This window comes from Arthrobacter sp. 9V (assembly GCF_902506065.1).
In the GTDB taxonomy this organism is placed as follows: domain Bacteria; phylum Actinomycetota; class Actinomycetes; order Actinomycetales; family Micrococcaceae; genus Arthrobacter.
This window is the reverse complement of sequence record NZ_LR732912.1, coordinates 869315-884759: the sequence shown is the minus strand read 5'-3', so window position 1 is coordinate 884759 and position 15445 is coordinate 869315. Positions and strand designations below refer to the sequence as shown.

Here is a 15445-nt window from a genome sequence, read left to right as displayed (position 1 = left end):
TGAAGGCAGGGGTTCAGTGGCAGGAGTGAAGCACGGGGTTCTTCCTTTGCGCTCGGAGCTGCGGCGTGTGTTGCCGCTCTTTCTGGTGCCGGTTGGCGTCTGTTTGGTTTTGCTGGTTTTCGGTCTGATCAGCGGGGCAGGAACCACGACGGCGCAACTCGCAGGCGATTTGGCGATCCTTCTGGCTGCGCTCACCGCGCTGACCACCCACACCCTGGCAGCCCGCAAACGCAGGGAACGCAGTCCGGGCCGCTGGTTCATCGTGGCCGGTTTGGGCATCTGGAGCGCCGGGCAAGTGGTGTGGACCATCAATGGCATCACCCTGGACCACCAGTACCCGTTCCCGTCGTTCGCGGACGTCGGCTTTGTTTGGTACGCGCTGCCCGCCTCCATTGGCCTGGTGCTGCTGCTGAGAGGCCAGGGACGGCGCATCCCGCTGCGCCGGACCATCCTGGACGCCGGAGTGGTGGCCAGTTCCACCTTCTTCATTGCCTGGAGCTCGGTACTGGGTCCCCTGGCGGAGGCCACCGACCAGGACGCCTTTGCCCACACAACGCAGATGGCCTACCCCATCGCAGACGTCTTCATGGTCTCCGTGGTGATCGTCCTGACCATGCGGGCAGCCCGTGGCCGCCGGCTTCCTTGGCTAAGCCTGGGGATGGGCTTCTGGATCCTCGCCATTACGGACCTGGCGTACATGAGCTTCACGCTCCAAGGCACTACCGGCGTCACCGGATCCCCCTTGGCTCTGGGGTGGGTACTGGCCTTCCTGTTGGTGGGCCTGAGCCCCTTGCTTCCGGACGCGGACAGCACGCAGAAGGACGGGCGCGCCTACGCGGCAGTTCTGGAGCTACTCCCCTACCTGCCCGTGTTCAGCGCCGTGTTCTTCTCGCGGGCCCGCCCCATTGGAGAGGACCGCGTCCTGCTGGTCACCGGCCTTACGGTGATCATCTTTGTGATCGTGCGGCAGGTGCTGATCGTCGTCGAAAATGTGACACTGACCCGCGACCTCGAGTCAAAGGTGGCCGAACGTACTGCCGAGCTTGAGGGCCTGGGAGCAATCGTCAATTCCTCGGGCGACGCCATCATCGGCGAAACTCCCGGGGGCGTAATCACCAGTTGGAACCCTGGCGCTGAGCGCATCTTCGGCTACCCTGCTTCGGAAGCCATAGGCAGGAAGGGTGACTTCTTCATTCCGCAGGACCTGCTGACTAATGAACGCCTCGCCTTGGAAAGCACCGCGCAAAGCGGCGATGTGCAGAACTATGAGAGCCGGCGACGACGCAGCGATGGTGAGGTCATTCCTGTGTCCGTGACTCTCTCACCGGTGCGGGGCGAATCAGGCATCCGAGGCGTCGCCACCATCTCCCGGGACATCACCGAGCGCAAAGCTGCGGAGAAGGAACTCCTCACTGCCCGTGAAGCAGCGTTGGAAGCCAGCCGCCTGAAGTCCGAGTTCCTGGCCACCATGAGCCACGAAATCCGGACACCACTGAACGCGGTGATCGGCCTGACCTCGCTCATGATGGACACGCCCCTCAGTGAAGGGCAAAGGCAGTACGCCCAAGGAGTCAAGGGCGCCGGTGAGGTCCTGCTGACGCTGATCAACGACATCCTTGACTTCTCCAAGCTGGAAGCGGGAAAAGTGGATCTGGACATCAACGTCTTCGATCCCCGGGCACTGGTGGAAGAGGTAGCGGGACTGGTGGTGGAAGCGGCGCAGGGCAAAAACCTGGAGCTCATCTCCTACTGCCACCCGGACGTTCCGGCTCGACTGATGGGCGACGCCGGCCGTATCCGCCAGATCCTGCTGAACCTGTCATCCAACGCCGTCAAGTTCACTCCGTCCGGCGAAGTGGAAGTCCAGGTCTCCGTCCTGGCCCAAGACCCGAACAAAGCATCCCTCCGCTTCGAGGTCAGAGATACAGGCATTGGCATCAGCGCCGAGAACCATCAGAGGCTCTTCGAATCCTTTGCTCAAGCAGATGCATCCACCACGCGCCGTTATGGAGGAACCGGACTGGGCCTGGCCATCTCCCGCCGTCTCACGGAAGTCATGGGAGGCAGAATCGGCCTGGACAGTGAGCCCGGGGTGGGCAGCCGGTTCTGGTTTGACCTTGAACTGCCTCTTGGCCCGGCCAGCTATGAGGCCGAAACCCTGCCGGCCACGCTGGCCGGACGCCGGGTGTTGGTGGTGGACGACAATGCCACCAACCGTCTGGTGTTGGAAACGCAATTGGCCAGTTGGGGCATGCTTCCCGTCTCTGTTGCCGATGCCGCCTCCGCCCTGGACGAATACCGGGCTGCAGCTTTTTCCAGCCACCCGTATGACATCGCTGTGGTGGACATGTGCATGCCGGACACCGACGGGCTCCAACTTGCCCGCAACATCAGGAACGATGCCAACGGCTCGGGCGGCCCGGGGATCATCCTGTTGACCTCCACCATGCAGGTGGAAAGGAGCGATCTCACCTCCGCAGGAATCCGCGAATACCTCACCAAACCCGTCCGCAGCTCCGAGTTGTACAACCGGCTTCTACGGGTGCTGTCCACCAAGACCGCCGGGGCAGCCTCCCCGCCTGTGCTGGCCGTTATTGAATCAACGGACCCTGTGCCGCGGCTCGGGAAGCTGCTGGTGGCCGAGGACAACGAGGTTAACCAGCTGGTGGCGCGGGGAATGGCCAACCGGCTCGGCTACGACGTCCACATTGTGGATGATGGAGAGCAGGCTGTGTCCGCCGCCCTGTCCGGCAAGTACGCAGCCGTGCTCATGGACTGCCATATGCCGGTCATGGACGGCTTCGACGCAACCCGGGCCATCCGTGCCCGCAACGGTCACTCCGCAAGAATCCCCATCATTGCCATGACGGCCGGGGCCTTGGACGAGGACCGCGAGCGCTGCTTCGCGGCGGGAATGGACGACTACATCAGCAAACCCGTGGATCTGGGCAAGCTCGCTGAAGTCCTTTCACGCTGGGTACCGCAACAAGAGCAAGAGTCGACGGCGGGTGGCGGGGTGGACGCCATTGCCGCGCAGGACACCTCGCCCGAAGCTTGGCCGGACGCCGCGCCGGACGCTTGGTCGGACGCCGCGGTGAACGCCACCCAACAGCCGGCGGAAGCACCGGCATCGAACGCTGTTGTCCTTGACCTGGCGCGGCTGGAAATCCTGCGCGAACTGGGGCCTTCCGACGGTTTGGGTCTGTTGCCGGAAGCCGTGAAAGCTTTCCGGCAGGATTCCCTGGGAGCCTTGGAGACCTTGCGATCGGCACTGGAAGCCGGACAGGCCGCTGCCGTGGAAGCCGCCGCGCATAAGCTCGCAGGGGCTGCTGCCAATATAGGGGCGGCAGGAGCTGCAGCCCGGTGCAGGGAACTGGAACGGCTCGGACGCGATGTGGGACCGGACCTTACAGCCAACGGGTCGCTGTTGCTGGACCAGTTGCAAGCCGAACTCACACGCGTAGACCAAGCACTCGAACACACACTAACGGGGGCACACTTGCGGGAAGCACCGCTGCGGGGAACATCATGAAAATCCTTATTGCTGACGACGACCAAATCTCCCGCATGATCACCAAAGCCGCCGTGGAGCAGTCCGGCCACGAGTGCATCGTGGCCGTGGACGGCGACTCCGCATGGCAGCTCTATAAGGAGCACCGTCCCGAAGCTGTGGTGACTGACTTGATGATGCCCGGCCTCAACGGGCTGGATCTCTGCCGCGCCATCCGTGCTGCCGAGGAGGACAGCTATACCTACGTAATCCTGGTGACGTCCCACGGTTCGCGCAAGGACGTTCTGGCCGGGATGGAAGCCGGAGCTGACGACTATGTCACCAAACCCCTGGATCCGTTCAGCCTCCACATCCGTCTGCTTGCCGCCCAGCGCATCACCTCGTTGCACGCGGACCTTGCCCGTTACCGTTCGGCGCTGACTGAGCAGGCCCGGACGGACCCCCTCACCAAATTGCACAATCGCCTGAAGCTGGCCGAGGACCTGGGCACACTGGATCACCACTACTGCTTGGCCATGGTGGACGTGGACAATTTCAAAAGCTACAACGACATCTACGGCCATCAGGCAGGCGACGCCGCACTGATTGCCATCGCATCGACCCTGGCCGGCGAGGTCCGGAAGTCCGATGGCGTCTACAGGTTTGGCGGCGAAGAATTTCTGCTGGTCCTGCGCGATCAGCAGGCTGAGGGTGCCCGGCTGGTGATGGAGCGTGTTCGGTCTGCAGTGCAGGACTTGAGGATTGAACATTCCGGCGATCCCGACGGCGTCCTGACCATCAGCGCGGGAATTTCCGCCTTTACCAGTGGTCACCGTGCCGGAACCGAGCAACTATTGCGTGAAGCTGATCTGGCGCTCTACGCAGCAAAGGCCTCCGGCCGGAACCGTGTGTCCTTGGCCGGTGCCATCGGCTCGGAATAGCGTGTTGCGCTCTGTGCGGGCGCTCTGAGCGAAATTGCTGGTTCTGTGTCAGAGCCCGTCTATAGAGTGGCCACATGAGCCACACTTCTTCCGCGCCTGCCGCTGCCAAGGAACCTACTCTCCAGCCTCCGGTCGCCCAGCAGATCCCCACCCGCCGCGAGCACCACGGGGATGTGTTCGTGGACAACTATGAGTGGCTCAGGGACAAGGAGTCCGCCGAGGTTGTTAACCACCTCAAGGCAGAAAATGCCTACCAGGAGGCGGTCACGGCGCACCAGGAACCGCTCCGCGAAGCCATGTTCCAGGAGATCAAGGGCCGCACCCAGGAGACCGATTTGTCCGTGCCCAGCCGCAAGGATGGCTGGTGGTACTACAGCCGGTCGGTGGAGGGCAAGGAGTACAGCATCCAGTGCCGCGTGCTGGCCGAAAACACCGGTGATCCTGTGGCCGACTGGACTCCTCCGGCGGTGGAAGCGGGGGTAGAGCTTCCCGGCGAGCAGGTGCTCCTGGACGGCAATATCGAAGCAGAGGGCCAGCCGTTCTTCAGCGTGGGCGGTGCCGCCGTAACCGTTGACGGCAACCTCTACGCCTATGCAGTGGACAACGCCGGAGACGAGCGCTTCACCTTGCGGATCAAGGATCTGCGCACCGGTGAGCTCCTCCCGGATGTCATTGAGGACATCTTCTACGGGGTGGCTTTTTCCCCGGACGGCACCAGGCTTTTCTACACTGTGGTGGACGATTCATGGCGGCCGTACCAGGTGAAGGCCCACGTTCTGGGCACGCCGGTATCGGAGGACGAAGTCATTTACCAAGAGGACGACGTCGCCATGTGGCTCGGCTTCGACCTCTCCTCGGACCGCCGCCACCTGGTGCTCAGCATCGGATGCTCCGAGTTCAGCGAAACGCGGCTGCTCCGCTTTGACCACTACGACGCCGGACTCAGCACCGTCATTTCCCGCGAGCACCACGTGCTCTACGAGGCCGAGCCGTTCCTGCTGGACGGAAAGGAAACGCTGCTCCTCACCCACAACAAGGACGCCATCAACTCGATGGTGAGCCTGGTGGACCCTGCCGAACTCAGCAAGCCGCTGTCCGAGCAGGACTGGCGTACCGTCGTCGAGCATTCCGGGGACGTTCGCGTTAACGGCGCCGGAGTGACGTCCACGCATCTGGTGCTGTCCGTCCGCAAGGACACCATTGAGCGTGTACAGGTGCTCCCGTTGGCCGGTTTGGGCACAGCGGCTCAAGGGGTGCCCGTGGAGCCGGCATTCGATGAGGAGCTTTACACTGCCGGCGTTTCCGGCTCCGATTACGAAGCCCCGGTAATCCGGATGGGGTATACCTCCTACTTCACGCCATCGCGCGTCTACGACTTCGTCCTGCCTACTTCAGATCAGCCCCGTGGCGAGTTGCTGCTCCGCAAGGAAAGCCCGGTGCTGGGCGGCTACTCGGCAGCCGATTACGTGGCCACCCGGGAATGGGCAACGGCCGACGACGGCACACAGGTCCCGCTGTCAGTGCTGCGTCACGCGTCCTTGCCGCAGGACGGCACAGCAGCCGGATTGGTGTACGGGTACGGCTCCTACGAAATGAGTATGGATCCGGGATTCGGGGTGGCCCGGTTGTCCCTCCTGGACCGCGGAATCGTGATGGTTATTGCCCACATCCGGGGCGGCGGTGAACTGGGACGCACATGGTACGAGGACGGCAAGAAGTTCACCAAGAAGAACACTTTTACGGACTTCATTGCGGCAACGGACTGGCTGGCAGGTTCGGGCTGGGTTGGTCCTTCCCGCATAGCTGCCATGGGCGGCTCCGCCGGCGGCCTGCTGATGGGCGCGGTGGCCAACATGGCCCCGGAAAAGTACGCTGCCGTGGTGGCGCAGGTGCCGTTCGTGGATGCTCTGACCACCATTTTGGATCCCGAGCTTCCGCTGTCCGCCTTGGAATGGGAGGAGTGGGGAAACCCCATTACGGACCCGGAGGCCTACGCCTACATGAAGTCCTACACTCCGTACGAGAATGTGAGGGCCGCGGCCTACCCCAAGATCGCTGCTGTGACATCCTTCAACGACACCCGGGTGCTGTACGTCGAGCCCGCCAAATGGGTTCAGGCGCTGCGGTCCGCGTCCACGGGGCCCGAGCCGATCGTCATGAAGATCGAAATGGACGGCGGCCACGGCGGGGCATCCGGCCGGTACGTGCAGTGGCGCGAGCGGGCATGGGACTACGCGTTCATCGCAGATTCCCTCGGCGCCACCGAACTGCTCCCCGGCGCCGGCCTCAAGTAGATTCCCCCGAACCCATCTAAGTAGCAGATCAGGCCGTTCTCAGCCTTCAGAACGGCCTGATCTGCGACTCACTTGGGTTGGCGGGCCCGGAGCAGGGCGTAGTAGCCCGGGATGAGATCCGGGGACGACGGATTGCTCAGCGGGCGGGTTTCGATGTTCGTTGAACCTTCCTCCACAAGGTTCCAATCCGAGGTCGGGAAGGCCTTTGCCCGTTGCGCGGCCCCGAAACGGCCGGGCATCGGCAGACCCCGTATTGCCCCCTCGAGCGGCGCGGGAATGAACTTTCGCGTCGCTCCGAGATGGCTGACATAGTCCACCGGCGTACCCGGGAAGTTGGTCTCGGCCAGGAAAACGCCACCGCGGGTCCCGACGACGGGCAGCAGGTTCGCGGCCAAGGAAGCCTGCCCGCTACGGTCCAAAACGTGCAAAACACCGCGGATGAACACATTCGCGTTCCCGGTCCAGCCCGCAGCTTCCAGGGCCGTCGCCACGGTCCGGGCAGCGTCAGGTGCCGTCAGGTCGCACACGGCGAAGGACGCCGTCGTGATTCCCGCTGCCTCCTGCCGGGCCCGGTCCACAGCATTGGCGGAGTAATCGAGCCCCAACGCGTGCGGAAAATGTTGGGCCAACAGGCGCGTGAAACTGCCGTTCCCGCACCCCACATCCACTATGGGAAGGGTGGGATCCAACTGCAACAGGCGAGGAAGATAGCCATCCAGTTCATGGGCGCTTCCCGAGTCCCACAAAACATCGCCGGTGGCACCGGTTGAACGGACATTGCCCCAGTACTTGTCCCACGCCGTGAGCGGGTCCTTGGGGGCGGCCGAGGAGAGCCTGATGAGTCGTGGGATCAGCAGGTACTTTTTGAGCGCGGAGAACATCCTCCAAATATATGGGGCGCTATGCCTCCACCAGCCACTCCAACGCTTCTGTTTCAGACGTAAAGAACTTGGTAGGGCATGGCGGCTTCATGATTCCAAGGAAAAAGTTGGCAATGACCCTGTCCACCGGAGACGAACCCCAGAGAGCGATCCGGGAAGCCTGGCAAGGTTTGGCAAAGACTGATCGTGCGCCCCTGGTGACATCGTCTGTGGTGGCCATGTCAACAATCATGGGGTGCCGGTCCGTTCCGCAGAGCTCATTGACCTTGTCCATGGCCCTCTGGGCATCAGGTTCCTTGATTCTGGCGCCCCGCGGCCACGTCAGGCGAAGGATCCCGGGGGCTTCGAGTTCCAACTCGAAAGTCACCTCTTGGTGGTCTTGCGGTGTAGCTGGGTGGTCCACAGTTCTCCTAGTGCATTCAGGACAGCTGCAGGGGAAAACCGGAATGGATCCCCCACAGCCACTCCCTCTAGGCTGTCTAATCAGGGAGCCAAAGTAAAGGTGTGTCCCACGACTCAAAAAGCCCATTTCCCCTTGGGCGGCCACTGGCCGCTATGCCGCTGATAGTGTGTTGCCAAATCCTGAATTACCGAGGACAAATGTTGGAACGGAAGGGGCTCAGTGGGCGAGACCGTTGCCAGAGAACAGCATGCCTCGCGTTCGGCTGTGGTGGCGGACCCGGACCATGACCGTTTGGCAGCCACAACCTCAGCGCTTGATGCCGCGGGCTTCCTGGTTTTCCCTGCCACAGACACAGCTTCCATGGCCTTGCAGCTGCAGGAACAACGTCCCTCAGTGGTAATTGCGGAGAATTCCCTCGCTCATGGGCTGCGGAGTCCCGGAGTTCCTGTTCTGCTGCTCCTTGACGAGCAGGAGTCGGTGGACCTTGAAGAAGTGGAGTCGTGGCGGATAGCGGACTACGTCATCAGTCCGGTACGTCCCGGCGAACTGGTCCACCGGGTTGAAACCCTCATTGGACGTGCACGGGAACGCGCACGCTCCCGTGGAGAAATCGAAGCCCTGCGGGAAAGCCTGCGCAACGTCTCTGCAGCGATCAGGCAGACCAATGATCCGCAACTGATTGCCGAGCACGTGGTTAGAGGATTCGGCGAGGCCTTGGGAGTGGACCACGTGTGGTTTGCTACCTTCCGCGACGAACGGGTCCCCAGTATCCGCGCGCAATGGAACCGTCCGGGCCTTCCGTTGCTGCCCGCCAAGCTTGGCGAAAGCGAAAACGTCATCACGGAGACAGCCAACAGGCTGTGGGCCGACGCAGACGTCCTCGCCGTGACGGACCACCGGGAAGACCCCGACTCAAAGATCGCCCGTGCTCTGCGGGACTGGTCCGGCGAGCTCAACCCTGTATCCACTGTGCTGCTCCCCGTTGGCGAAGGCGGCTCCGCCATGGGAATCATTCTCTTGTCCACCGTGCAGGAACGGCACGACTGGACCCGACCTGAGATCGCCTTGATGCAGCACGTTGCCGGGAACGTTGCCCACGGGCTGATCCAAGGCCACCTCATCAGCGCCCAACAGCGGGTACTGCACCAGTTGAGGCAACTGGATAAGGCCAAGACAGACTTCCTGGCCACCGTGAACCATGAACTACGGACCCCGCTTACTTCCATCACCGCCTACCTGGACATGATCCAGGATGGTTCCGGGGGGCCCGTTCCGGACGGTATCAGGAAGATGCTCGAAGTCATTGCCCGGAACTCGGACCGTCTTCGCAGGCTCATCGAGGACATGCTTACCGTCTCCATGCAGGACGGCAGCAACCTGGACCTCAAACCGGTTGACATAGACAAACTCCTCCAAGTGGTGGTGGCAACGCTCCGGCCACTGGCCGAGTCCCGCCATGTTTCCGTGTCCTTCACGGAGGCCACCGAGGACATTGAAGTCACGGCAGACGAAGCCAAGCTCGAACAGGTGTTCACCAACATCGTGGCCAACGCCATCAAGTTCACGCCCGAGGGCGGCCGCGTTGGCATCACCAGCGCCATGTCAGCATCCCAGGACGGCGGCCCCGCAGCCCTCGTCCGGATTGCCGACAATGGCCTTGGCATCCCGGAGCACGATCTCCCCCACATCCTGACCCGGTTCTACCGCGCATCCAACGCCACGTCAGCGGCGGTGCCCGGCAGCGGATTGGGACTGGCGATCGCCAACGACATCATCAGCCGTCACATGGGGCGGATGGTCTTCGACTCCACTCTGGGGTCCGGAACCACGGTGTCAGTGGAGTTGCCGGTGGGCGGGCCATAGGCTGTGACATCCGTGTCACAGCAGGGCAACAGAGATATGATCTGTGGTCACTAATGCTCGACATGCTACGAAATAAAACTGATGCCCCGGGCAGCAGCCCGGGGCATCAATTTAGCTCATGAGGCCTTGAGAGGCGCTCCCCCAATGTTTAGTTCGGCCACCAACCGATGCTGGTGGTGTTCGTCTTACCTGTGGTGGTGCTGTTAGGCCACCAGCCAATTGCCGTGCTGTCCTGCGTAGGCTCGGCGTTGGCCGGGGCAGCGAATCCGGTTACTGCCAGAACCGCCGCCATGAGCAGGGTTGCCGCAAATTTTTTCATCCGCTATGCCCTTTCGTACTGATGCGAATTTGTTGACTGTGACTTGAATAAAGTCACGGGGCAAACTATACGAGCTTTTCTTCCGTAATGACATGGATAATGGGCATATGCAAAGTCCCCACCTGGCCCCCCACCTTGTTGCCGGACTCAATGCACGCGCCAAATGGAAGGCGCGGGACTTTGACGAGTCCTTCGTGCTGGCTGCAGAAGCTGCCGGGCTGGCCCGCGACGCCGGCGATGAACCCGCCTGGTGGAACATGCGTTACCTGCAGGCGGAATGCCTCCGTGATCAGGGAAAGATTGAGAAATTCCTGGCGTTGGCCTCAGCCCTGAACGACCACAGTCTTACTGCTTCCTCGCCTGAACTGGGGGCCAAGGCGGGAACAATGGTGGCCATTGGACTCCAAGGCCTCGGCCGGCTTGCCGAAGCGGCAACCATGGCAGCCGACGCCGCAAAACTCGCCGCCACGGACCCGGACCTCCTTTACGTGCAAGTCCTGGCCCAGCGCGCCTTGATCGCCGCCTTGGCCGAGAGCCGGCTGCTGGATGACGCATGGCGGGAATGCCTTGTTCTGGAAACTTTGATTACCGATGACGTTGACGAGGACACTGCGGGCAAGGGTTACTGGGTGATCGGCAACGTGGCTTTCCTGGCGGACCGGGTAGCCGACGGGGGCCGGTATCACGATCTGGCCGCAGAAAGGCTTTCACCGTCAAAGGACGTTGATTTGTGGGCGCGCTTCAACCGCGCCTCGGCCGAAATGCGCCTACAGGCGAAACTCGCTGACGCTGCGACGCTTCGCTGCATTGAGCGGGCGGAGCTGGCAACGGACATTGTGGGCGGATCCGAGCGGGATCATTTGGAAATGTCCTTGGTCCGCGCCCATTGGAATTACCTCGCTGGTGATATGCAGGAAGCATTGGCCATCCTCGAACCGCTATGCGGCCGCTCCTCCATTCTGGCAACTCAAACGGGTGCCGAAGCGCATTTCCTCCTGGGGCGGACTTTGCTGGCATCCCAACGAATTGATGAAAGCCTTGTTGCTTTCGAAGAAGCAGCAAAACTCTTTGAGCTGGCGGCCTTGCCGGAGCGCAGCGCGGCCGTCCGCGAACATCTTCGGCAGAGCGTCCGGCGCCGGGGCGGGTCCCACGGGGAGTGAGCATGCCTGACGCAGAACCGTATTCCACGAACGACCCCCGCTTGGGGCTGCTCCTGGAAGGCATTGTCAGGTTGGCCGCAGGCGACCTGAACACGAGGATCCCCGTCTCTGAAGCCCGCGATGAGATTGATGCGGTGATCATGGGCACCAACCTCTTGGCCGAAGATCTGCAGATTGTCTACGAAGAGCTTGAACAGAGAGTCCAAGCCCGTACGCAACAGCTCAATGAGGCGCACTTGGCCATGCGGCACATGGCCATGACTGATCCCCTGACGGGCCTGAGCAACCGCTCCGCTTTCGCCACCGCTCTGAGCGAGGCTCAAGCGAACGGCGGCCAAGGCAACAAGCGGCCGGCCATCCTCCTGCTGGATATGGACGGATTCAAAGCGATCAATGATTCGCTGGGGCACACCATCGGTGACAAAGTCCTGGAAACAGTGGCCACACGTATCAGCAGCGCGGTGCGCGAACAGGACATGGTGGCCCGCATGGGCGGTGACGAGTTCGCAGTCCTGCTTCCGGGGGTGTCACCGGCGGAGGCCAGCGCCATAGGCAGCCGGATCCTCGCCGCCGTGGTGGGAGTGATGGAAATTGAAGGCCAACATCTCCGTTGCGGGGTCAGCATGGGCCTTCGCATGGCCGATCCCGGCCAACGGGCCGAAGAGCTCATGATGGAAGCGGACATTGCCATGTACGAGTCCAAGGCGGATGGACGCGGCAAGCTCAAGATGTTCGAACCTGACATGCTGCTGGCCCGGCAAATGCGGAATCAGATGGTGGGGGAACTCAAAGAGGCGATTACCGGTTCCCAGCTGGTGCTCTACTACCAACCCATCATCAGGCTTGATACCCGCGAAATTGAAGGCGTGGAAGCCTTGGTCCGGTGGAACCACCCCACCCGAGGGATCATCATGCCGGACGAGTTCATCCCCATCGCAGAGGAAACGGGCATGATTTCCGATCTGGGCGGCTGGGTGCTTCGCACCGCCGTCGAGCAGTTGAAACAATGGCGAAGCGACCCGGAGACGGCGGGCCACAACTTCAGCATGCGCATCAATGTTTCCGCGGCGGACCTGCAGCGGTTGGAATTCATTGAAGACGTACGCGAGGCCCTGGCTTCAGCCGGACTGGATCCATCGCTCCTGGTCTTGGAGCTGACAGAAAGCGCCGTCATCCAAGGCAACGACCTTGACCGTTACACGCTCAACAGCCTCCGGCGCCTTGGAGTCGGGTTGGAAATTGACGATTTCGGAACCGGCTACTCCTCCATCAGCTACTTGCGCCAATTGCCCGTGGACACGGTCAAAGTTGACCGGACCCTGCTTTCGGCCCTGGGCAGCGACCCCGCCCAGCCGGCCCTCCTGGCCGCCGTCCTGCAATTGATCCGCGCCTGTGGATTGGCCGCCGTGTGGGAAGGCATTGAAAGCGTGGAGCAAGCCGACTACCTGCTGAGCATCGGTTGCACCAGCGGACAGGGGTACTACTTCAGCCGGCCGCTGCCTGAGCCGCAGCTGACCGAACAGCTGAAACACCACAGGACCTGGCCCGTCACTTAATGGTCCGCGTCCATGGGTGATGACGCTTGCGCCACTCCGAGTCCAACATCGCGTAAATGTTCTCGGTAGCCCACTGGCCCTTGTAGTGCCAGTTATCCACCAAGGTTGCTTCCAGCCGCATGCCCAGGCGCTTGCAGATGCCTGCAGAACCGGCGTTAAGCGCATCCAGCTTGGCGTCAATGCGATGGAAGGCCAGTTTCTCGAAGGCAAGCTTCATCACAGCCTCAGCTGCTTCGGTGGCAAAGCCATGGCCGCGCGCCTCAGGGTGGAGAATCCAGCCAAGCTCAGCTTGGCCCGTCCCCTCCAACCACTTCAGTACTACCTCGCCCATGAGACCGGGGTGGTCCTTGCGCTCAATGGCCAGGCAGATCCAATCGCCTTCCTGGTTGAACTCGAAGTTGGCGTAGCGGCCAAGGACTTCCATGGACCTGGTTCTGCTCAGCTCGTTCCGGAAAAGGAACCGGGCAGTTTCCGGAAGTGACTGGTATCCGTGGAACCGTTCAAGGTCCTCGGCTTCGAAGCGGCGCAGAATGAGTCGGTCGGTGATGATGGGGAGCTCAATTTCGGGCATGCTTCCGAGGCTACTAGCTGTGGGCGAATCGTGGTCCAGTCTTGACACGTGGCGCGATCTGGGATTACCTAATGAACATTCGGTAAATAAAGCTGGAGGCAATGACGCATGGTTGAAACAACCCTCTCCGGTGCTTCGCACCACATCCTGACGAACGACTACGCGTCTGAATGGATGGGCATTGAGGTCCTCAAGCTCGACGACGGCCACGCCACCATCCGCATGCACCTCCGCCAAGAGATGCTCAACGGATTTGGTATGGCCCATGGCGGAATGATCTTCGCCTTCGGTGACACAGCATTCGCGCTGGCCTGCAACCCGGCCAGCCCCACGCCCGAGCAAGCCGCCAACATCACGGTGGCGTCCGGCGTCGACATCAACTTCATTAAGCCCGCGTTCCAAGGCCAAGTGGTCACCGCCGTCGCAAACCGGCGCGCGAGCACCGGGCGAAGCGGCCTCTACGACATCCAGATCTACGCGGCCTCGCCCGACGCAGACTCCAACCCCACCGATCCCGCAGTTTCCGATCCCGCAAGCGGGGAACTCATTGCCGAGTTCCGTGGCCGCAGCCGCACCATCTCCAAGAAGTAGGAACCCCATGTCCCAGAACACCGTGGCCGCACCCGCAGCTTCCTCCTCCAAGGCAACTGACCCCGTGCTGGACCGTGAAGAAACAATCTCCCGTGACGAACTCGAGGCCCTCCAACTCACGCGCCTCCAGCACACGGTGGCCTACGCCTATGATCGAGTGCCGCTGTACAAGCGGAAGTTTGATGAAGCCGGCGTACACCCCTCGGACCTCCGCGAGTTGAGCGACCTCGGCAAGTTCCCCTACACCACCAAGGAAGACCTCCGCCTGGAGTACCCGTTCGGCATGTTCGCCGTCCCCCAGGATCAGGTGGCGCGCATCCACGCCAGTTCCGGCACCACCGGCCGCCCCACTGTGGTGGGGTACACCAAGAACGACCTCGCCAACTGGGCAACCCTTGTGGCGCGATCCTTCCGTGCCTCCGGCGTCCGCCCCGGCATGAAGGTCCACAACGCCTACGGCTACGGCCTGTTCACCGGCGGACTTGGTGCGCACGCGGGCGCTGAAGCACTCGGCTGCACCGTCATCCCCATCTCCGGCGGCCAAACCGAACGCCAGATCCAGCTCATCCAGGACTTCAAGCCTGACGCCATCCTGGCCACACCCACCTACCTGCTCACCATCGCCGACGCCATGCAGCACCAGGGCATCGACCCCCGATCGACGTCGCTCAAATACGCCGTCCTGGGCGCCGAACCGTGGACCGAAGAAATGCGCCACGAACTCGAAACCACCATGAACATCAAGGCCTCGGACATCTACGGGCTCTCCGAAGTCATGGGCCCCGGCGTTGCCGGCGAAGCTGTTGAAACGCAGGACGGCTGCCACATTTGGGAGGATCACTTCCGCCCCGAAATCATCGATCCTTTTGACCACTCGCGTGTTCTCGGAGATGGCGAGCCCGGCGAACTGGTCTTCACTTCCCTGACCAAGGAAGCACTGCCGATCATCCGCTACCGCACCAAGGACCTCACACGCCTGCTCCCGGGCACCGCCCGCCCCGCACACCGGCGCATGGGCCGCATCACCGGCCGCAGCGACGACATGATCATCCTTCGCGGCGTGAACCTGTTCCCGTCCCAGATCGAGGAAATCGCCCTGCGCATCCCCGAGCTGAGCCCGCACTTCCAGCTGGAAATCACCCGCCCCGAGGGCAAGCGCATGGATTCACTGACCGTGAAGATCGAACGCCGTGAGAACGTCCCCACCGAGGCAGGCACGACGGCGGCACACACCTTGCGTGAGCAGATCAAGATCCACGTCGGGTCATCTTGCGTAGTTGACGTAGTGGAGCCCGGTTCCCTGGAGCGGTCCAACGGCAAGCTTCGCCGCATCTACGACATGCGGCCCAAGGGCTGAGCTTGCTTGAGATCGTGAG

Annotated in this window: 12 protein-coding genes; 8 read left to right on the top strand and 4 right to left on the bottom strand. The window is 62.2% G+C overall.

What is annotated here, in order from left to right:
- The first annotated feature begins 16 nt into the window (after nucleotides 1-16).
- From BACI9J_RS04150 to BACI9J_RS04140, 3 genes are all read left to right on the top strand, one after another.
- Complete coding sequence (locus tag BACI9J_RS04150; RefSeq protein ID WP_159733298.1) at nucleotides 17-3532, top strand: hybrid sensor histidine kinase/response regulator; 3516 nt, start codon at nucleotides 17-19, stop codon at nucleotides 3530-3532.
- Entirely contained in the window at nucleotides 3529-4431 is a 903-nt protein-coding gene (locus tag BACI9J_RS04145) for a GGDEF domain-containing response regulator (protein ID WP_159733297.1), read from the top strand. Before BACI9J_RS04150 ends, BACI9J_RS04145 begins: the two co-directional genes overlap by 4 nt.
- Before the next feature lie 74 nt (nucleotides 4432-4505).
- Nucleotides 4506-6725 carry a S9 family peptidase gene (locus tag BACI9J_RS04140; RefSeq protein ID WP_159733296.1) on the top strand — a complete coding sequence of 740 codons (2220 nt, stop codon included), beginning with the start codon at nucleotides 4506-4508 and terminating at the stop codon, nucleotides 6723-6725.
- A gap of 68 nt (nucleotides 6726-6793) precedes the next feature.
- On the opposite strand, the gene BACI9J_RS04135 is transcribed toward BACI9J_RS04140, so the two are convergent.
- Complete coding sequence (locus BACI9J_RS04135) at nucleotides 6794-7606, bottom strand: class I SAM-dependent methyltransferase (RefSeq protein ID WP_159733295.1); 813 nt, start codon at nucleotides 7604-7606, stop codon at nucleotides 6794-6796.
- A 19-nt stretch (nucleotides 7607-7625) separates the two neighbouring features.
- Nucleotides 7626-8009 carry a DUF7793 family protein gene (locus BACI9J_RS04130; protein WP_159733294.1) on the bottom strand — a complete coding sequence of 128 codons (384 nt, stop codon included), beginning with the start codon at nucleotides 8007-8009 and terminating at the stop codon, nucleotides 7626-7628.
- Nucleotides 8010-8228: 219 nt separating this feature from the next.
- On the opposite strand from BACI9J_RS04130, the gene BACI9J_RS04125 reads away from it, so the two are divergent.
- Complete coding sequence (locus BACI9J_RS04125) at nucleotides 8229-9872, top strand: ATP-binding protein (RefSeq protein WP_159733293.1); 1644 nt, start codon at nucleotides 8229-8231, stop codon at nucleotides 9870-9872.
- Between the two features lie 148 nt (nucleotides 9873-10020).
- On the opposite strand, the gene BACI9J_RS04120 is transcribed toward BACI9J_RS04125, so the two are convergent.
- A complete protein-coding gene (locus tag BACI9J_RS04120) occupies nucleotides 10021-10191 on the bottom strand; it encodes a hypothetical protein (protein ID WP_017199100.1) in 171 nt (56 codons plus the stop codon).
- 107 nt (nucleotides 10192-10298) lie between these two features.
- Between BACI9J_RS04120 and BACI9J_RS04115 the strand changes: the two genes are divergently transcribed.
- Nucleotides 10299-11351 carry a hypothetical protein gene (locus BACI9J_RS04115; protein ID WP_159733292.1) on the top strand — a complete coding sequence of 351 codons (1053 nt, stop codon included), beginning with the start codon at nucleotides 10299-10301 and terminating at the stop codon, nucleotides 11349-11351.
- A gap of 2 nt (nucleotides 11352-11353) precedes the next feature.
- Nucleotides 11354-12907 carry a putative bifunctional diguanylate cyclase/phosphodiesterase gene (locus tag BACI9J_RS04110; protein ID WP_159733291.1) on the top strand — a complete coding sequence of 518 codons (1554 nt, stop codon included), beginning with the start codon at nucleotides 11354-11356 and terminating at the stop codon, nucleotides 12905-12907.
- Here the strand turns inward: BACI9J_RS04110 and BACI9J_RS04105 are convergent.
- On the bottom strand, nucleotides 12900-13478 hold the full coding sequence (locus tag BACI9J_RS04105; RefSeq protein WP_159733290.1) for a GNAT family N-acetyltransferase: 579 nt from the start codon (nucleotides 13476-13478) through the stop codon (nucleotides 12900-12902). The genes BACI9J_RS04110 and BACI9J_RS04105 overlap by 8 nt on opposite strands.
- Before the next feature lie 108 nt (nucleotides 13479-13586).
- Between BACI9J_RS04105 and BACI9J_RS04100 the strand changes: the two genes are divergently transcribed.
- Together BACI9J_RS04100 and paaK are read left to right on the top strand one after the other, a co-directional pair.
- Entirely contained in the window at nucleotides 13587-14069 is a 483-nt protein-coding gene (locus BACI9J_RS04100) for a hotdog fold thioesterase (protein WP_159733289.1), read from the top strand.
- Between the two features lie 7 nt (nucleotides 14070-14076).
- Complete coding sequence (gene paaK, locus BACI9J_RS04095) at nucleotides 14077-15426, top strand: phenylacetate--CoA ligase PaaK (protein ID WP_159733288.1); 1350 nt, start codon at nucleotides 14077-14079, stop codon at nucleotides 15424-15426.
- Nucleotides 15427-15445 lie beyond the last annotated feature (19 nt).

Excerpts from the sequence above, each read along its gene's own strand:
- BACI9J_RS04110 (WP_159733291.1), top strand. The coding sequence starts at position 11,354 with ATGCCTGACGCAGAACCGTATTCCACGAACGACCCCCGCTTGGGGCTG.
- paaK (WP_159733288.1), top strand. The coding sequence starts at position 14,077 with ATGTCCCAGAACACCGTGGCCGCACCCGCAGCTTCCTCCTCCAAGGCA.
- BACI9J_RS04115 (WP_159733292.1), top strand. The coding sequence starts at position 10,299 with ATGCAAAGTCCCCACCTGGCCCCCCACCTTGTTGCCGGACTCAATGCA.
- BACI9J_RS04145 (WP_159733297.1), top strand. The coding sequence starts at position 3,529 with ATGAAAATCCTTATTGCTGACGACGACCAAATCTCCCGCATGATCACC.
- BACI9J_RS04135 (WP_159733295.1), bottom strand. The coding sequence starts at position 7,606 with ATGTTCTCCGCGCTCAAAAAGTACCTGCTGATCCCACGACTCATCAGG.
- BACI9J_RS04100 (WP_159733289.1), top strand. The coding sequence starts at position 13,587 with ATGGTTGAAACAACCCTCTCCGGTGCTTCGCACCACATCCTGACGAAC.
- BACI9J_RS04140 (WP_159733296.1), top strand. The coding sequence starts at position 4,506 with ATGAGCCACACTTCTTCCGCGCCTGCCGCTGCCAAGGAACCTACTCTC.
- BACI9J_RS04105 (WP_159733290.1), bottom strand. The coding sequence starts at position 13,478 with ATGCCCGAAATTGAGCTCCCCATCATCACCGACCGACTCATTCTGCGC.
- BACI9J_RS04120 (WP_017199100.1), bottom strand. The coding sequence starts at position 10,191 with ATGAAAAAATTTGCGGCAACCCTGCTCATGGCGGCGGTTCTGGCAGTA.